General features: G+C 72.5%; 16 protein-coding genes and 2 tRNA genes. 5 read left to right on the top strand and 13 right to left on the bottom strand.

Features of this window, described 5'->3' with window-relative positions:
* Positions 1–10: 10 nt before the first annotated feature.
* Complete coding sequence (locus ACH47X_RS21730) at positions 11–646, bottom strand: GyrI-like domain-containing protein (RefSeq protein ID WP_397406858.1); 636 nt, start codon at positions 644–646, stop codon at positions 11–13.
* Positions 647–863: 217 nt separating this feature from the next.
* Here ACH47X_RS21730 and ACH47X_RS21725 point away from each other — a divergent pair.
* Together ACH47X_RS21725 and ACH47X_RS21720 are read left to right on the top strand one after the other, a co-directional pair.
* Positions 864–936, top strand: a tRNA-Ala gene (locus ACH47X_RS21725).
* Positions 937–1,000: 64 nt separating this feature from the next.
* A complete protein-coding gene (locus ACH47X_RS21720; protein ID WP_397406856.1) occupies positions 1,001–2,410 on the top strand; it encodes a hypothetical protein in 1,410 nt (469 codons plus the stop codon).
* 39 nt (positions 2,411–2,449) lie between these two features.
* Here the strand turns inward: ACH47X_RS21720 and ACH47X_RS21715 are convergent, their stop codons facing one another.
* On the bottom strand, positions 2,450–3,076 hold the full coding sequence (locus tag ACH47X_RS21715; protein ID WP_397406854.1) for a superoxide dismutase: 627 nt from the start codon (positions 3,074–3,076) through the stop codon (positions 2,450–2,452).
* Between the two features lie 173 nt (positions 3,077–3,249).
* On the opposite strand from ACH47X_RS21715, the gene ACH47X_RS21710 reads away from it, so the two are divergent.
* Positions 3,250–4,818 (top strand): alpha/beta hydrolase, encoded by a 1,569-nt coding sequence (locus tag ACH47X_RS21710; RefSeq protein WP_397406852.1) that lies wholly within the window; start codon positions 3,250–3,252, stop codon positions 4,816–4,818.
* A gap of 92 nt (positions 4,819–4,910) precedes the next feature.
* Here the strand turns inward: ACH47X_RS21710 and ACH47X_RS21705 are convergent.
* The 11 genes from ACH47X_RS21705 to rplU all read right to left on the bottom strand — a co-directional run bounded on the left by ACH47X_RS21705 (position 4,911) and on the right by rplU (position 13,392).
* Positions 4,911–4,983 (bottom strand) — tRNA-Ala (locus ACH47X_RS21705).
* Between the two features lie 92 nt (positions 4,984–5,075).
* A complete protein-coding gene (locus ACH47X_RS21700) occupies positions 5,076–5,741 on the bottom strand; it encodes a histidine phosphatase family protein (protein ID WP_142038551.1) in 666 nt (221 codons plus the stop codon).
* Positions 5,738–6,175, bottom strand: a complete 438-nt coding sequence (gene rsfS / locus ACH47X_RS21695; RefSeq protein WP_036961252.1) for a ribosome silencing factor — start codon at positions 6,173–6,175, stop codon at positions 5,738–5,740. The genes ACH47X_RS21700 and rsfS overlap by 4 nt, the downstream gene beginning before the upstream one ends.
* Complete coding sequence (locus ACH47X_RS21690; protein WP_397406850.1) at positions 6,172–7,323, bottom strand: hypothetical protein; 1,152 nt, start codon at positions 7,321–7,323, stop codon at positions 6,172–6,174. Before ACH47X_RS21690 ends, rsfS begins: the two co-directional genes overlap by 4 nt.
* Positions 7,316–7,930, bottom strand: coding sequence for a nicotinate-nucleotide adenylyltransferase (gene nadD, locus ACH47X_RS21685; protein WP_036960659.1), 615 nt, complete (start codon positions 7,928–7,930; stop codon positions 7,316–7,318). Before nadD ends, ACH47X_RS21690 begins: the two co-directional genes overlap by 8 nt.
* Before the next feature lie 45 nt (positions 7,931–7,975).
* Positions 7,976–8,128, bottom strand: coding sequence for a hypothetical protein (locus ACH47X_RS21680; RefSeq protein ID WP_020013788.1), 153 nt, complete (start codon positions 8,126–8,128; stop codon positions 7,976–7,978).
* A 127-nt stretch (positions 8,129–8,255) separates the two neighbouring features.
* Positions 8,256–9,623, bottom strand: coding sequence for a glutamate-5-semialdehyde dehydrogenase (locus tag ACH47X_RS21675; protein WP_397406847.1), 1,368 nt, complete (start codon positions 9,621–9,623; stop codon positions 8,256–8,258).
* Between the two features lie 132 nt (positions 9,624–9,755).
* On the bottom strand, positions 9,756–10,946 hold the full coding sequence (gene proB, locus ACH47X_RS21670) for a glutamate 5-kinase (RefSeq protein WP_397406845.1): 1,191 nt from the start codon (positions 10,944–10,946) through the stop codon (positions 9,756–9,758).
* Positions 10,947–11,113: 167 nt separating this feature from the next.
* Positions 11,114–12,631 (bottom strand): GTPase ObgE, encoded by a 1,518-nt coding sequence (gene obgE / locus ACH47X_RS21665; RefSeq protein ID WP_397406843.1) that lies wholly within the window; start codon positions 12,629–12,631, stop codon positions 11,114–11,116.
* A gap of 107 nt (positions 12,632–12,738) precedes the next feature.
* Entirely contained in the window at positions 12,739–12,996 is a 258-nt protein-coding gene (rpmA, locus tag ACH47X_RS21660; RefSeq protein ID WP_036961235.1) for a 50S ribosomal protein L27, read from the bottom strand.
* Between the two features lie 87 nt (positions 12,997–13,083).
* Positions 13,084–13,392: a 50S ribosomal protein L21 gene (rplU, locus tag ACH47X_RS21655; protein ID WP_020013783.1), complete on the bottom strand. Its 309-nt coding sequence runs from the start codon at positions 13,390–13,392 to the stop codon at positions 13,084–13,086.
* A 277-nt stretch (positions 13,393–13,669) separates the two neighbouring features.
* Between rplU and ACH47X_RS21650 the strand changes: the two genes are divergently transcribed.
* Together ACH47X_RS21650 and ACH47X_RS21645 are read left to right on the top strand one after the other, a co-directional pair.
* Positions 13,670–14,260 carry a protein-L-isoaspartate O-methyltransferase gene (locus ACH47X_RS21650; RefSeq protein WP_397406841.1) on the top strand — a complete coding sequence of 197 codons (591 nt, stop codon included), beginning with the start codon at positions 13,670–13,672 and terminating at the stop codon, positions 14,258–14,260.
* Positions 14,261–14,528: 268 nt separating this feature from the next.
* Positions 14,529–15,638, top strand: coding sequence for a fatty acid desaturase family protein (locus tag ACH47X_RS21645; RefSeq protein WP_397406839.1), 1,110 nt, complete (start codon positions 14,529–14,531; stop codon positions 15,636–15,638).
* Positions 15,639–15,644: the final 6 nt, after the last annotated feature.

The raw sequence follows: 15,644 nt of genomic DNA, 5'->3' as shown, positions 1-15,644 counted from the left end.
GGGCCGGCCCTCACTGATCGGACCCGGCGGCGTCCGCGACCGGCTGCCGGAGGATCGTCCGCTGCTTCTCGGGCGCGACCCTGCGGAAGTCGCTGAGGTAGATCTCGTGGTGCCGGCCGGTCCGGCGCAGCCCATTCGCGGGGATGAACTCGTCGTGCATCCGGGCGAGGGTCTCCGCCTCGTCGTCGAAGGAGCCGACGTGCAGCGTCTGCACGCAGCGCCCCTCGGCCAGCGTCTCCAGGCGGACGTCGCCGAGCCGCGCGGGGCCGCCCTTCGTCCGGACCCGTGCCACCGCGGCGTCGAACATCTGCTGGTCGGTCCAGTCCGGCACCATGATCAGCAGGGTCCAGTCCCAGCGGGACTTGTCGCGGGCCGCCGTGAAGGCGTCCATGTCGTCGGCCCACCAGAGCCCTTCGAGCGGCATGACGACGTAGTCCCGGCCGAGCTCGCGCTTGCTCGCGAACTTGAGCGTGTAGGCCACCGGGTAGAGCGCCTCGACGGCGTCGGCGAAGGCCGCCGAGGTGTTCGGGTCGCCGTGCCCGTCGACCGCGAGGTATCGCAGCTCAGGCACGTCGACGATCCGGAACTGGCCCCGCTTGGCCTGGTAGGCGTCGAGAATCTTCTTGTGATCGATCTTGTCGGCCATGGGCACCTCGCGGGTCGGTATCGGCGTCGGCTCCGTCAGCTGGACACTAGCCCGCCCGCCGGGCCGGACAGTGGACCGGCGCCGGGTGTCCGGCCGAGACCGAAGCGCTCCGACGAGCCGAACAGCGAAGGAAGAGGTGAGCTGCCGGCCCGCTTTGGTCTCCGGGCCGGGATCGGTCTAGACTGACGGCGCTCGCCCACCTGGGCGAACGCCGTTCGGGGCTGTGGCGCAGCTGGTAGCGCACCTGCATGGCATGCAGGGGGTCGGGGGTTCGAGTCCCCCCAGCTCCACCGGATGAAGGGCCCGGCCGTCGGCCGGGCCCTTTCGCGTCGTCATGGATAAACTGCCCGCGCCATGACGACACCAGGACCTCCAGCAGATCAGCCGCACTGGCGCGTGTACCCGATGAACTTCACGGGGAGCCTCGTGAACGGGGCGATCAACGCACTCGCCCCGTTCCTCCTCGGTACCGGGGCCTCCTTCGTCCTCCTCCTGGCCGTCGCGATGGTCGGCGAGGAGGCCCTGTCCGGCATGCCGGCCGTGAGCGGCGCGCTCGACCAGCTCGCCCGGGCCGGCATGCTGCCGGTGCTGGTGCTCGCCCTCGGCGCCGGGGTGGTGACCACCGTCCTGCTCGCGCTGCGCGAGGTGATCACCTCGCGTGCCCTCGTCCGGGCTGCCCGTGAGGGAGCGCCCAGGACAGCCGTGCCGCACCCGAGCCAGGTCGACCTGGTGACGGCTCAGCCGCCGTTCCTCCCGTTCCTCGTCATGTCCGTGCTGGTCGCCGGGATCGGCCTGCTGATGGCCGTGGTCGCGGCCTTCACCGTCAACGGCAGCGAGCTGCCGATCCTCTGGGGGTTCCTCGTGGCCACGGGGGTCGGCGGGGTGTTCGTGCTGCTCGCGCTGGCGGGCCGTCCCGCGCACCACCGGCGTCGGCTGGAGATCGCCGCGCACTGGACCACCACCGACGAGCACGCCGCCTGGCGGCGCGCCGCCCCCGCGCGACCCGCTGACGACCACGAGGCCGAGCTCCCGCCCGACCTTCAGCGCCTGCGACGACGAGCCACCTGGTACGAGTACGTGGGCATCGTGTGCTTCGCGCTCGGGTTCAGCCTCATGCAGCTCTGGCTGTTCGTCACCCACCCGTTCCGCTCCATGACCGACGCCGGTCCCCGCGTGGAGCACGGGGCGGGCGTCGAGGTGGTGCTCGTCGCCGGTGTCTGGGTGTTCGCGGCCCTCATGGTGGTCGCGGTCGCGCTCCTGGTGGTGGGCTTCTTCGCCGACTCGGCCGTGCAGCGGCGCGAGCAGGAGATCCTGCGCGAGGCGCTGGCGGACCCGGACGCTCGCCGCCCGCAACGGGTGCTGCTGCGCAAGTACGCCGACCACCAGCCGGTGGTCTTCGCGCAGGCCCTCGCCCTCCTCGCCGCGCTCGGGACCACGCTCGGCTGGGCGGTGTACAGCCTCGGCACCGGCGGGATGTCGGACGTCGCGACGCTGTACGGCGACGCCGACGAGACCTTCGGCGGCTTCGTGCCGCAGGCACTGGTGACGCTCGGGGGCTCGGTCGCCGTCGTGGTCGCCGCCGTCGTGTGGGACGGAGTGGCCGCTGCTCGTGGTGACGAGCTTCGTGGACGGGTGGTCGAGCGCTGGCCCGTCAAGCCCGCGCCGCGGATGATCGGGGAGGACGGCAAGAAGCGACCGGACCCGGCGACGACCGGGCCGTCACTGACGCCGAAGCCCCCGAAGCCGCGGGCCGCGCGGCGGTGACGGACGGGGTCCCGTAAGACCCCCGTCCGCCCGGCCGGCTCACGCCGGCACGAGGAGTCCGCCGGTGGTCGCCCGCGCCCGGTCGAGGCGTGCGCCGACGTCGGCCCAGTTGGCCAGGCTCCAGAACGCCTTGACGTAGTCCGCCTTGACGTTCAGGTAGTCCAGGTAGAACGCGTGCTCCCACATGTCCAGCATGAGCAGCGGGGTGATCCCCAGGGGCACGTTGGCCTGCTGGTCGAACAGCTGGAACACCAGCAGCCGCCCGCCGATGCTGTCCCAGCCGAGCACCGCCCAGCCCGAGCCCTGGATGCCGGTGGCCGCGGCGGCGAAGTGTGCCTGGAAGGCCGCGAAGCTGCCGAACTGGTCCACGATCGCCGCGGCGAGCTCGCCGTCCGGCTCACCGCCGCCGTCGGGCGAGAGGTTGTTCCAGAACACGGTGTGGTTGGTGTGGCCGCCCAGGTTGAACGCGAGGTTCTTCTCGTGCAGGTTCACGGCGGCCAGGTCGCCGGTCTCGCGCGCCTGCGCCAGCGCGTCGAGCGCGGCGTTGGCTCCGGCCACGTACGCGGCGTGGTGCTTGTCGTGGTGCAGCTCCATGATGCGCCCGCTGATGTGCGGCTCGAGCGCCGCATAGTCGTAGGGCAGGTCAGGCAGGGTGTAGACGGGCATTTCCGCGTCCTCTCGTCGAATGCTTCCGACGCTAGAACCTCAACCACGGTTCAGGTCAACGCGGCCGGGGGCGTGAGAGGCGTCACACCGCGCCCCCGGTTGACCGTGCCCCCAGGGCACGGGCTGGAGTGGTCACGCACGTTCCGACGACGGACCACGAGGGGTGCGAGAACATGGATCCACGACGAACGATCAGACGCGGGCTGGCGCTGATGACGGTGGCCGGGGTGGCGGGTGCGCTGCTCGCGACACCGGCAGCCGGCGGCGAGCGAGCAGGTGACGAGCGGCCCGGCGGACCGGCGGACCCGCCGGCCTGGTCCGCCTGCCCGGACGACCTGGCGACGCCGCTGCCGCTGGAGTGCGCGACGGTCCAGGTGCCGCTGGACTACGACGAGCCCGACGGCCGGCAGATCGAGGTCGTGATCTCCCGGCTGGCGAGCACCAACCCCGGGAAGCGCGCGGGCGTGCTGCTGCTCAACCCGGGCGGACCCGGTGGCTCCGGCCTGACCCAGCCCGCGGAGATGGCGAACCTCGGCATGCCGGACAGTGTGCTGGACCGCTACGACCTGATCGGCATGGACCCGCGCGGTGTGGGCAAGTCGTCACCGGTGACCTGCGGCTTCACCGCGGACCAGCCCTACATGGGCAACATCCCGCCGTACGCGCCCGACGCCGAGGCGGTCACCGAGCACGCCGAGGTCGCCCGGCAGGTCGCCGCCCAGTGCGCCGAGCACGACACCGACGGCCGCATGCGGCACATGACCACGGCCAACACCGCCCGGGACATCGACCGGATCCGCGAGCTCCTCGGCGAGGAGAAGCTGAGCTTCTACGGCGCCTCCTACGGCAGCGCGCTGGGCTCGGCGTTCGCCACGCTGTTCCCGGACACCAGCGACCGTGTGATCGTGGACAGCAACCTCGGTGCCACCAGCCTGGACCGGGACTCCCACCGGCGCTTCGGCCTCGGGATGGAGAAGCGGTTCCCGGACTTCGCGCGGTGGGTCGCCGCCCGGCACGACACCTACGAGCTCGGCCGCACGCCCGCCCAGGTGCGCGCGGGATTCCTCGAGCTCGCCGCGCGACTCGACGATGCGCCGGTAGCCGGCGTGGACGGCGCGCTGTTCCGTGCCGTCGGGTTCGGCGGGCTCTACACGGAGGCGCGGTTCGGCATCACGGCGCAGCTGTGGCAGGGGCTGACCGACTCCGACGAGAGCGCGGTGCGTGCACGGCTGCGCGATCTGGAGGACGTCCAGCCCGCCGTGGGCGGCCTGCCCGCCGTCGCCGCCACCAGGGGCGCCGCGAACGAGCCGTCGCCGTACGACAACGCCTGGTCCTCGTACCTGGCGGTCACCTGCAACGACACGGACTGGCCGGAGGACGTCGCCACCTACCAGCGGGACACCGCCGTCGACCGGAAGCGCTACCCGCTGTTCGGCGGCGCGGGCGCCAACATCACGCCGTGCGCGTTCTGGCACAACGACCCGGTCGACCCGGAGCTGGAGATCAGCGACGAGGGTCCGGAGAACGTGCTGGTGCTGCAGAACCTGCGCGACCCGGCCACCCCGCATGCCGGCGGCATCCTCGCCCGGGACCGGTTCGGCGACCGGGCGCGGCTGGTCAGCGTCGACGCGGGCGAGCACGGTGTCTACGTCTACGACGACAACGCGTGCGCGCTGAACACCACCACGCGGTTCCTGCTGACGGGTGAGCTGCCGAGGACCGACGTGTTCTGCGCGGCCTGATCCGACCGGCGGACCCGGCACGCGGTCGGGCCGCATCCAGCGCGCAAAAAGATCCGGGGCCCGTCATCGACGGGCCCCGGATCTCTTCTGGGTGGAGCTGGGGGGACTCGAACCCCCGACCCCCTGCATGCCATGCAGGTGCGCTACCAGCTGCGCCACAGCCCCAGATTGGTCTCCCCCGAGCCGTTCGGCCGGGCGAGCGTCGCTAGTCTATGCAGACCGACGCCGGGGACCAAATCGAATCCGGGTGCGCTCGGTCACTGCCGGGACTCGGGCCCCGCCTGCCACGTGTCGAGCGGGTATCCGGCCCCGACGTTGTGCGCGACGAGCCGCCACGCGGGCGACGCGCCGGGCCCGGAGGCCCGCAGGTGCGACCAGTGCACGTTGTGCAGGCCGTGCAGCCCGCGCCACGTGGCAGGGTCCAGGCCCAGCAGCCGGGTGATGGCCTGCGTGATCGCCGAACCGTGCGAGACGACCACGAGGGTCTCCCCCTGGCCGAGCCCGGCCGCGTGCCGCAGCACCGCCTCCTCCATGCGCCGGGCGGTGACCTCCTTGGACTCGACGCCGTTCGCCGCCGGTTCGCCGCCGCTGCGCCAGACCGCGTGCTCCTGGGGCCAGCGCTCGGCGATCTCGGCGTCGGTCAGGCCCTCCCAGTCACCGAACGACCGCTCGCGCAGGCCGGCGTCCGGCACCACCTCGAGGTCGAGGTGCCGTGCGTACGCGGCCGCGGTGTCCTGGGCCCGCTGCAGGTCGCTGGCCACCACGAGGGAGGCCTTGTGCGACGCCGCCAGTGCCCTGGCGCCCTGCTCCGCCTGCCACCGCCCGACCTCGTCGAGCGGGATGTCGATCTGGCCCTGCAGCCGCAGGCCGGCGTTGTACGCCGTGCGCGCGTGGCGCAGCAGGACGATCGTTCCAGCGGTCACAGGCGCGGGTCCCCGGCCAGGTGGATCGCCCCGTCGTCGGGGTCGCTGAACTCGCCGGTGTCGCCGCCGCCGCGGGCGTCCTCCGGCAGCGGGATCGCGGGGCAGTCCTTCCACAGGCGCTCGAGCGCGTAGTAGGTCCGGTCCTCGGCGTGCTGCACGTGCACCACGACGTCGCCGAAGTCGATCAGCACCCACCGGGCCTCGGACTTGCCCTCGCGCCGGATCGGCTTGACGCCCTCCTTGAAGAGCGCCTCCTCGACGGAGTCGACGATCGCGGAGACCTGACGCTCGCTCGCGCCGGACGCGATGAGAAAGACGTCGGTCAGCACGAGCTGCTCGCTGACGTCGAGCGCGATGATCTCCTGCGCCTTGATGTCGCTCGCCGCCCGCGCCGCGATGATCGCGAGCTCCGTGGCCCGCTCGGTCGCCGTCATGCCGTGTTTCCTCCCATGAGGCCGGGCAGTCCGCCCGGCACGTTGCCCAGCAGGGCCGCCGCCTGGTCCGTCGGGAAGCTGCTGTCTCCCTCGAGCACGAGCTTCCAGATCAGGAGGCCGAGCACGAACGCGACGACCACCAGGATGATGTAGTGCAGCCAGGTGTACTGGGGACCCTCGTCCTCCTCCTCGTCCCACTCCTCCTCCACCTCACGGCGGGAGGACCGGGACGGGGCCACCGGGCCGGCGCCGAACTGCGCGCCGGGGCCACCCGGACGCTGCTGACCCGGGCCGCCCATCGGGCCGGAGCCGGGGCCGCCCGGGCCACCGGGGCCGGGCTGGGCGCCGGGGCGCCCGGGGAACGGGGAGCCGGGAGCCGTGGGCGCGGGGCCCGACGGCACCGCCTGCGGGGCCGCGGCCGCGCCGGCTTCCCAGGGCAGGGCGGCCGCGCCACCTGCCGTCGCACCGCTGGGCGGGGCGCCGGCCGGGCGGCCCGGGGCGCCCGGGCGCTGCTGACCGAGGCCGCCGGGGCCGCCCGGGGCGGTCGGCGCACCCGGACGGGCGCCGAACGGCGACGGCGGCTGCTGGGTCGGGGCCGACGGCGCGGCCCCCCACTGTGTCGTCTGACCGGCGTCGGCGGGGACCGACGGGGCCCCGGGTGCCGGCGGCGGCGCGAACCGGCCCGACCGGCCCTGCTGCGGGGCGGGCGGCACGGGCGCGCTCGACGGGCGCGCGCCGAACGGGCTGGGCGGCGCGCCCTGACCGGGGCCGCCGGGGCCGCCCTGACCGCCGGCGGGCGCACCCTGGCCCGGGGCGGGCGGGCCGCCCGGGCGGGTCTGGCCGGCGCCGGGGCCGAACGGGGGCGGCGGGTTGTTGCCGCCGGGCTGCTGCACCGGCGTGAGCCGGCCGGTCGCGTCCACGCCGCGCGAGCCACCCGTCGCCTGCGGGGGGCGGGCGACCGGCGGGTTGCTCGGCGCCCAGCCGCTCTCCGGGGCGGGCGCGGGCGCGCCGCGGTGCGGAGGCTGCTGCTGCCCACCCTGCGGTGGGTAGCCGCCGCCGTTGCCACCGTTGCCGGCGGCGGCGGCCGCAGCGGCCTCACGCTCGCGGATCTCGCGGCGCGTCATGGGACGACCCTTGTTGTCACTCATCGTGAAGACCTCGATACAGTCCGTGCTTGGCGATGTACTGGACCACGCCGTCGGGCACCAGATACCAGACCGGCAAGCCCTCCTCGGCCCGACGACGACAGTCGGTCGAGGAGATTGCTAGTGCAGGGACCTCGAGCGTCGTCACGCCGTCCCGAGGAAGCCCGTCCACGGTGAGCATGTGCCCAGGCCGTGTGACAGCGACGAAGTGTGCCATGTCCCACAGCTTCTCGGCATCCTTCCACGAGAGAATCTGCTGGATGGCGTCCGCTCCCGAGATGAAGTAGAGGTCCGCGTCCGGGCGCTGCCTGCGCAGGTCCCGGAGCGTGTCCACCGTGTAGGTGAGGCCTTCGCGGTCGATGTCCACGCGGCTCACCGTGAACCGGGGGTTGGACGCCGTGGCGATCACCGTCATGAGATAGCGGTGCTCCGCGGGGGTGACCCGCTGCTTCTGCTTGAAGCCCGGCCGGCCGGTGGGAACGAAGACGACCTCGTCCAGCTCCAGCTGCGCGACCGCTTCGCTGGCGGCGACGAGGTGACCGTGGTGGATGGGGTCGAAGGTGCCGCCCATCACCCCGATGCGCGGCCTGGTCCCAGCGGGGGCACTCATGCGGTGCGTGGGCTCATCTGGTCGTCAGGCTCCCGTTTCGACGGCTCAGTGCCGGTTGCCGACGTTGCGGAACGCGTACGTGACGAGCAGCGCGGCCACGAGCGCACCGAAGGCGATCAGGCCGAGGGCGATCGGGGCGATCGGCTCGTTGGCGTGCTCCGTGGCGGCCTCGGCGGCCAGGACAGCGGTGTGCAGCACGGGTGGTTCCTCCCAGTCGAACGTGCTCAGGTGGGCTTTAGTCTCTCACGGACGAATTGCGGCGGGCACACCGCGGCACTGGGTCGCAAGGAGATCCTGCGGAGGTCTCCCGGACGCCAGCGAGCCGTCACGGCTTGACGTGACCGTCGCCCGTGACGACCCACTTGGTGGTGGTGAGCTCCGTCAGCCCCATGGGGCCGCGCGCATGCAGCTTTTGCGTGGAGATGCCGATCTCGGCACCGAGGCCGAGCTCGCCGCCGTCGGTGAACCGGGTCGACGCGTTCACCATCACCGCTGCGGAGTCGACCTCCGCCACGAACCGGTCGGCCGCGGCGATGTCCCGCGTCACGATCGCCTCCGTGTGCCCGGAGGACCAGGTGCGGATGTGCTCGATCGCCTCGTCCAGCGACGGCACCACCCGGACACCCAGCTCCAGGGCCAGGTACTCCGTTGCCCAGTCCTCGTCCGTGGCGGGGACGGCCGTGGCTCCGGCGGGAGCAAAGGACAGGGCCGCCGCGTCACCGTGCAGCACCACGCCGGCGTCGGCCAGCGCCGCGAGCGCCACCGGGAGGAAGGCCGCGGCGGCGTCCTCGTGCACGAGCAGCGTCTCGGCCGCGTTGCACACGCCGACGCGCTGGGTCTTGGCGTTCATCACGATCGCCACCGCCATGTCGACGTCGGCCGTGGCGTCCACGTAGACGTGCACGTTGCCGACACCGGTCTCGATGACGGGCACCAGGGACTCGCGCACGACCGTCTGGATGAGGTCGGCGCCGCCGCGAGGGATGAGCACGTCCACGAGGCCGCGGGCGCGCATGAGCGCGACGCCGCCGGGGCGGCCGTAGGCGTCGATGGACTGGACCAGGTCGGCGGGCAGGCCGCGCGCCTCCAGCGCGCCGCGCATCACCTCGACGATCACGGAGTTGGACGACGCCGCGGCGCTGCCGCCGCGCAGGATCACCGCGTTCCCGGACTTGAGGGCGAGGCCGGCGGCGTCGACGGTCACGTTGGGACGAGCCTCGTAGATCATGCCGACGACGCCCATCGGGACGCGGACCTGGCGCAGGCGCAGGCCGTTCGGCAGGGTCTGCCCGCGCACCACCTCGCCGACCGGGTCGGGCAGCCCGGCGACGTCGCGCAGCGCGGCCGCGATCTGCGCGATCCGCTCGGGGGTGAGGGCGAGCCTGTCCAGCAGACCGTCCGTCATCCCGTTCGCGCGGCCGCGCTCCAGGTCCTCGGCGTTGGCCGCGACGATCCGGTCCGCGTCGGCCACCAGGGCGTCGGCGACGGCGCCCAGGGCGGCGTCCTTGGTCATGCGGTTGGCCGTGGCCAGCGTGCGCGCGGCGACCTTGGCGCGCCGGGCGACGTCGTGCACGGCGGTGGTGACGTCGGTGCCTGCCTCGCCGCCCGCGGGCGTGCCCGACGGCGGCGGGGTGCCGGCTCCCGCGGAATCGCCTCCGGCAGGGGTCGCCTCGAACTCGCTCACGATCGTCATGCGTCGAGAGTACGTCGGGTGCGGGCGGATGCCGAGGTCGATTCCGTGGTGCGGACGGGCACTGCCGGTCACGCGGTGCAACCGACCGAAGCCGAACCTGCCTGTGCCAGGGGCCCAGGTCGTGCGCGCTGGTCAGCTCTTCGGCTGGTCCAGCACCAGGTCGTCCCGGTGCACGACGACGCGGTCGTACCCCTCCCCCAGCTCCTCGCGCAGCGCGTACGTGGACCGGCCGAGCAGGGCCGGGAGGTCGCTCGCGTCGAAGGCGACGAGCCCCCGCCCGACGACGACGCCGTCGGGCGCGACCAGCTCCACCGGGTCGCCCGCGTCGAACTGGCCCTCTGTCCGGGTGATCCCGGCGGGCAGCAGCGAGGCACGGCCGCCGAGCACGGCGCGCGCGGCGCCGTCGTCCAGGTGCAGGCGGCCCTGCGTGCGGGCGGCGTGCGCGATCCAGAGCCGGCGCGCCGAGGTACGGCGTCCGGTCGCGGCGAAGAACGTGCCGACGTCCTCGCCGGCCAGTGCGGCGGCCGCGTTGGCCGTGAGCGTGAGGACGGCGGGCACGCCCGCGCCGGTCGCGATCCGCACCGACTCCAGCTTGGTGACCATGCCGCCCGTGCCGACCGAGCTGCCGCGCGCGGTCACCTCGACGCCGGCGATCTCCGTGAGGTCGTCGACCAGCGGGATGCGGCGTGCGCCGGGGCGTGACGGCGGGGCGTCGTGCAGGCCGTCGACGTCGGTCAGGAGCAGCAGGGCGTCCGCCCGCACCAGGTGCGACACGAGCGCGGCGAGACGGTCGTTGTCGCCGAACTTGAGCTCGTCGGTGGTGACGGCGTCGTTCTCGTTGATGACCGGCACGACGCCCAGGGCGAGCAGGCGCTCCAGCGCACGCTGCGCGTTGCGGTAGCGGTGGCGGCGCACCGTGTCCTCGGCGGTCAGCAGGATCTGACCGATCTGGATGCCGAACGCCCCGAACTCCTCCTGGTAGCGGCCTGCGAGCTGCCCCTGCCCCACCGATGCCGCGGCCTGCATCGTGGCGAGGTCGCGGGGCCGGGTGCCCAGGCCGAGCGGCCCGATGCCCGCCGAGACGGCGCCCGAGGTGACCAGCACGACCTGGGCGCCGGCCGCCTGCCGGGCGGCCAGCACCTCGACGACCCCGCGCAGCGCCCCGACGTCGAGGTGCCCGTCCGGGCCGGTCAGCGACGAGGAGCCGATCTTCACCACGACGCGCCGCGCGGCGGCGACCGCGGCCCGCGGGCCCGGGACCGGCGGGGCGTCCTCGATGTCCGGAGCGTCCTGACGGTTGACCGAGGGGTCGAGGGAGTTCACACCTCATCCTCTCCGGAACGGTGCCCCGGACGCTCGCTCATTCCACGAGCCGGGCACCCGACCCGGACGGGTCAGACGTACAGGTCACCAGAGGAACCTGTACGTCCGACACGGACCAGGCACTGCCCGTCTGCCGACTGAGCCTGTCCGCCGACCGAGCCTGCGGCTCAGTCGGCGTCGGGGTCCGTCCAGTGGCCCGCCTCGCGCTCCGTCCACAGCTCGCGCCGGGCCTCGGCCTTGGCGTCCATGCGCTCGGTGAACTCGCGGCGCTTGTCACCACGGGTGGGCCGCTCGTTCTGGTCGAGCCGCAGGTCGGTGCCACGGCCGCCCAGCAGCTCGGCGCCGGTCTGCAGCGTGGGCTCCCAGTCGAAGACGACGGCGTTGTCCGGGTCGCCAATGCGCACCTCGTCGCCCGCGACGGCGCCCGCCTTGAACAGCCCGTCCTCGACGCCGAGCTTGGCGAGCCGGTCCGCGAGGAAGCCGACGGCCTCGTCGTTGTTGAAGTCGGTCTGCTTCACCCAGCGCTCCGGCTTGGTGCCGCGGACCTCGAACCAGTAGGCGGTCTCGCCGCCGAGCCGGCGCACGGTGAACTTCGACTCGTTCACGGGGCGCGGGCGCAGCACGATCGGCGCGGCCTCCGGCGCGGGGGCCTCCGCACGGGCCTTCTCCACGACCTCGGCCAGGGCGAACTTCAGCTCGCGCAGACCCTCGTGGGACGCCGTCGAGATCTCGAAGACACGCAGCCCGCGCGCCTCCAGGTCGGCCTTGACGAAGTCCGCGAGCTCGCGCGCCTCGGGCACGTCGATCTTGTTGAGCACCACAAGGCGCGGACGCTCGGCGAGCGGCACGCGGCCGCCCGCGATGCCGATGTCGCCCGAGTAAGCGGCGAGCTCGGCCTCGATCACGTCGAGGTCGCTGATCGGGTCGCGGCCCGGCTCCAGCGTGGCGCAGTCGAGCACGTGCACGATCATCGCCGTGCGCTCGATGTGCCGCAGGAACTCCAGGCCCAGGCCCTTGCCCTCACTGGCACCCGGGATCAGGCCCGGCACGTCGGCCACGGTGTACCGCGACTGGTCCGCCTGGACCACGCCGAGGTTCGGCACCAGGGTCGTGAACGGGTAGTCGGCGATCTTGGGGCGCGCGGCCGAGATCGCGGCGATCAGCGACGACTTGCCCGCGCTCGGGAAGCCCACCAGCGCGACGTCGGCGATGGTCTTGACCTCGAGCTCGACCTCCGCGGTCTCACCCTCCTCGCCGAGCAGCGCGAAGCCCGGGGCCTTGCGCCTCGGCGACGACAGCGCGCGGTTGCCGAGCCCGCCCTTGCCGCCCGCGGCGACGACGTACTCGGCGCCCTCGCCCACGAGGTCGGCCAGGACGTTGCCGTCCAGGTCCTTGACGACGGTGCCGTCCGGCACGGTCAGGACGAGGTCGCCGCCGTTGGCGCCGTCCCGGTCGTCGCCCATCCCCTGGGTGCCCGACGTTGCCCGCCGGTGCGGCGAGTGGTGGTACTCGAGCAGGGTGGTCGTGTTGGCGTCGACGACGAGCTTCACCGTGCCGCCGTCACCGCCGTTGCCGCCGTCGGGGCCCGCCAGGGGCTTGAACTTCTCCCGGCGGATCGAGGCGCAGCCGTTCCCGCCGTTACCGCCGGCGGCATGCAGAACCACCCGGTCCACGAAGCTGGCCATGTCTCGATCCTCTCAGGTACTGCTCAGGTGGAGCGGCCGGGCCGCTCATGAAAAAGCGTAAGGGGGCGCACCGTCGACGGTGCGCCCCCTTACGCGGAAGCCGAAGCTCAGACCTCGGCGGCGACGATGTCGATGACCTTGCGGCCACGACGGGTGCCGAACTGGACGGCGCCGGCGTCGAGGGCGAACAGGGTGTCGTCCTTGCCGCGGCCGACGTTCACGCCGGGGTGGAAGTGGGTGCCGCGCTGGCGGACGATGATCTCGCCGGCCTTGACGACCTGGCCACCGAACCGCTTCACGCCGAGGCGCTGGGCGTTGGAGTCACGACCGTTGCGCGAGGAGCTCGCGCCCTTCTTGTGTGCCATCTGGCTGACCTGTCTTTCGGGACGAAGGAGAAGAAGAAGTATCTGGCTCGCGCGGGCTCACTCGGCAGAGGAGGCCCGCAGCGGAAGTCACTTGATGCCGGTGACCTTGACGCGAGTCAGCGACTGGCGGTGGCCCTGACGCTTGCGGTAACCGGTCTTGTTCTTGTACTTGAGGATCGTGATCTTGGGACCCTTCTCGTCCCGCACGACCTCAGCGGTGACCTTGACCTTCGCGAGCTTCTTCGCGTCGGTGGTCACCTTCTCCCCGTCCACCAGCAGCAGGGCCGGGAGCTCAACGGTCTCACCAGCTGCCGCCTGGACACGGTCCATGACGACGATGGTCCCGACGGACACCTTTTCCTGGCGGCCACCGGCCTTGACGATCGCGTACACCACGTTCAACTCATCTCTCTAGTCTTGGCGTGCGCGCACGACGGATCTCACCGGCTTTGCTGTGACTCGCTCCGCCGCGGCGGTCGAGTGCGGTGCGCCATGGGCACGCAGGACGGGTGCGCAGACAGCACACCGAAGATCAAGGTTACGCGATGCCCTCAGCGGGTTCAAACCGGCGGCCGCGTGGTCTTGCCCACGGTCGACCGCGAGCACGGGCCCGCGACAGCGCACATGGCGATCTGCCTGGGGCTGTGCCTAACCTGGGTGCAGGTGATACGTGATGGTTTCCGAGCCGGCCGCCGAGCACGACGACATCGCCCGGGCGATGCGCGCCGTACCCCGCCGCGACTTCCTGCCCCGCTCGCAGCGCCCGTTCGCGGGCCAGGACCAGCCGCTGCCGATCGGCCGCGGCCAGACGTCCTCGCAGCCCAGCACCGTGGCCGCGATGCTGCGGCTGCTCCGCGTGCCGCTCGGCGCGCGGGTGCTCGACGTCGGCGCGGGCTCCGGCTGGACGACGGCGCTGCTCGCCTACCTGACCGGTCCGCAGGGCTGGGTGCTCGGCGTCGAGCGCGACAGCCGGCTCGCCGACTGGGGCGCCGCCAACGTGGCACGCACCGGGATGGGCTGGGCGACGCTCCAGCACACCGAACCCGGGGTGCTGGGCCAGCCTCAGGAGAACGGCTGGGACCGGATCCTGGTGTCGGCGGCGGCGTCCGCCCTGCCCCGGACCCTGGTGGAACAGGTCGGGATCGGCGGGCGCATGGTCATCCCCGTACGGACGACCCTGCTGCTCATCGAGCGCCTGCCCGACGGGCGCACCCGAGCGACCGACCACGGCGGCTACCGGTTCGTCCCGCTCATCGAGGACTGAGCCGGAGCGCAGCGCAGGGTGCGGGGCGAGGAACGAGGCGCGCGCCCGGAGCGGAGCGCAGGCACAGCCGGCCAGAGGGGTCGAGGACTGACGCCGACTCCCGAAATATCTGGTGAAGGTAAACACACCGTCTTGAACTCTTCGCCATCCGTCCACAACTGCCCCGTGCGCCACAACCTACGGTCCCGTAGGCTCGAAGCCATCCGCATGACGGGCACCTGAGTCCACCCCACGGCTGGGAAGTCGAACCCGAGCCTGTGAGGACCAGATGGCCCAAGCCGTACCCGCCGTGCGCGACGGATTCCGCCCGACCAAGCCCCGCGATCCGGGCGCCCAACCGGCGACCAGCACCTATTCGTCTCTGGCCCGCACCGTGCGCGACGCCGGACTGCTGCGCCGGGCCCACCACTACTACGCCTGGACCCTCGCCACGCTCACCGTCGCGCTCGGCGGGATCGTCACCGGGTTCGTGCTGCTGGGCGACTCGTGGTTCCAGCTCCTGATGGCCGGCGCGCTCGGCCTCGTCCTGACCCAGTTCGCCTTCGTCGCGCACGAGGCCTCGCACCGGCAGGTCTTCGAGTCGGGCCCTCGCAACGACCGCTGGGGTCGCCTGATCGCCAACGTCGTCGTCGGCATCAGCTACTCGTGGTGGATGACCAAGCACACCCGGCACCATGCCAACCCCAACAAGATGGGCAAGGACCCGGACATCGAGAACGACACGATCGCGTTCACGGAGGAGGGTGTCCGGCAGCACCGCGGGCTCAAGCGGTGGATCAACCGCTACCAGGGCTGGCTGTTCTTCCCGCTGCTCACGCTCGAGGGTCTGAACCTGCACGTCCTCTCGATCCGCTCGCTCTTCTCGGGCGGCCCCGAGACGCTGCGCTCCCGGATTCGCGAGCTCGTCACCATCACGGCGCGGCTCGGCGTCTACGTGGCGATCCTGTTCTGGGTGCTGCCGCCCGGCCTGGCGTTCGCGTTCCTCGGCGTGCAGCTGGCCGTGTTCGGCGTCTACATGGGCGCTTCGTTCGCCCCGAACCACAAGGGCATGGCGATCATCCCCGCCGACTCCCGCATCGACTTCCTGTCCAAGCAGGTGCTCACCTCGCGGAACATCCGCGGCGGACGGTTCATGAACATCCTGATGGGCGGGCTCAACTTCCAGATCGAGCACCACCTGTTCCCGAGCATGCCGCGCCCGCACCTGATCCGGACCGCCGAGATCGTCAGGGAGCACTGCGCGACCCTCGGCATCCCCTACACGGAGACCAGCCTGGCGCAGTCGTACGTGATCGTCGTCAACTACCTCAACAAGGTGGGGCTGGCCGCCCGCGACCCGTTCGACTGCCCGCAGTACAAGCTGATGCGCAAGGTCTGACGTCGG

This window comes from Promicromonospora kroppenstedtii, from assembly GCF_044389675.1.
Classification (GTDB): domain Bacteria; phylum Actinomycetota; class Actinomycetes; order Actinomycetales; family Cellulomonadaceae; genus Promicromonospora; species Promicromonospora kroppenstedtii.
This window is presented reverse-complemented; position numbering and strand designations above follow the sequence as displayed.

Coding starts and splice junctions, on each gene's coding strand:
- ACH47X_RS21730 (WP_397406858.1), bottom strand. CDS start 646: ATGGCCGACAAGATCGATCACAAGAAGATTCTCGACGCCTACCAGGCC.
- ACH47X_RS21720 (WP_397406856.1), top strand. CDS start 1,001: ATGACGACACCAGGACCTCCAGCAGATCAGCCGCACTGGCGCGTGTAC.
- ACH47X_RS21715 (WP_397406854.1), bottom strand. CDS start 3,076: ATGCCCGTCTACACCCTGCCTGACCTGCCCTACGACTATGCGGCGCTC.
- ACH47X_RS21710 (WP_397406852.1), top strand. CDS start 3,250: ATGGATCCACGACGAACGATCAGACGCGGGCTGGCGCTGATGACGGTG.
- rsfS (WP_036961252.1), bottom strand. CDS start 6,175: ATGACGGCGACCGAGCGGGCCACGGAGCTCGCGATCATCGCGGCGCGG.
- ACH47X_RS21690 (WP_397406850.1), bottom strand. CDS start 7,323: ATGAGTGACAACAAGGGTCGTCCCATGACGCGCCGCGAGATCCGCGAG.
- nadD (WP_036960659.1), bottom strand. CDS start 7,930: ATGAGTGCCCCCGCTGGGACCAGGCCGCGCATCGGGGTGATGGGCGGC.
- ACH47X_RS21675 (WP_397406847.1), bottom strand. CDS start 9,623: ATGACGATCGTGAGCGAGTTCGAGGCGACCCCTGCCGGAGGCGATTCC.
- obgE (WP_397406843.1), bottom strand. CDS start 12,631: ATGGCCAGCTTCGTGGACCGGGTGGTTCTGCATGCCGCCGGCGGTAAC.
- rpmA (WP_036961235.1), bottom strand. CDS start 12,996: ATGGCACACAAGAAGGGCGCGAGCTCCTCGCGCAACGGTCGTGACTCC.
- ACH47X_RS21650 (WP_397406841.1), top strand. CDS start 13,670: ATGGTTTCCGAGCCGGCCGCCGAGCACGACGACATCGCCCGGGCGATG.
- ACH47X_RS21645 (WP_397406839.1), top strand. CDS start 14,529: ATGGCCCAAGCCGTACCCGCCGTGCGCGACGGATTCCGCCCGACCAAG.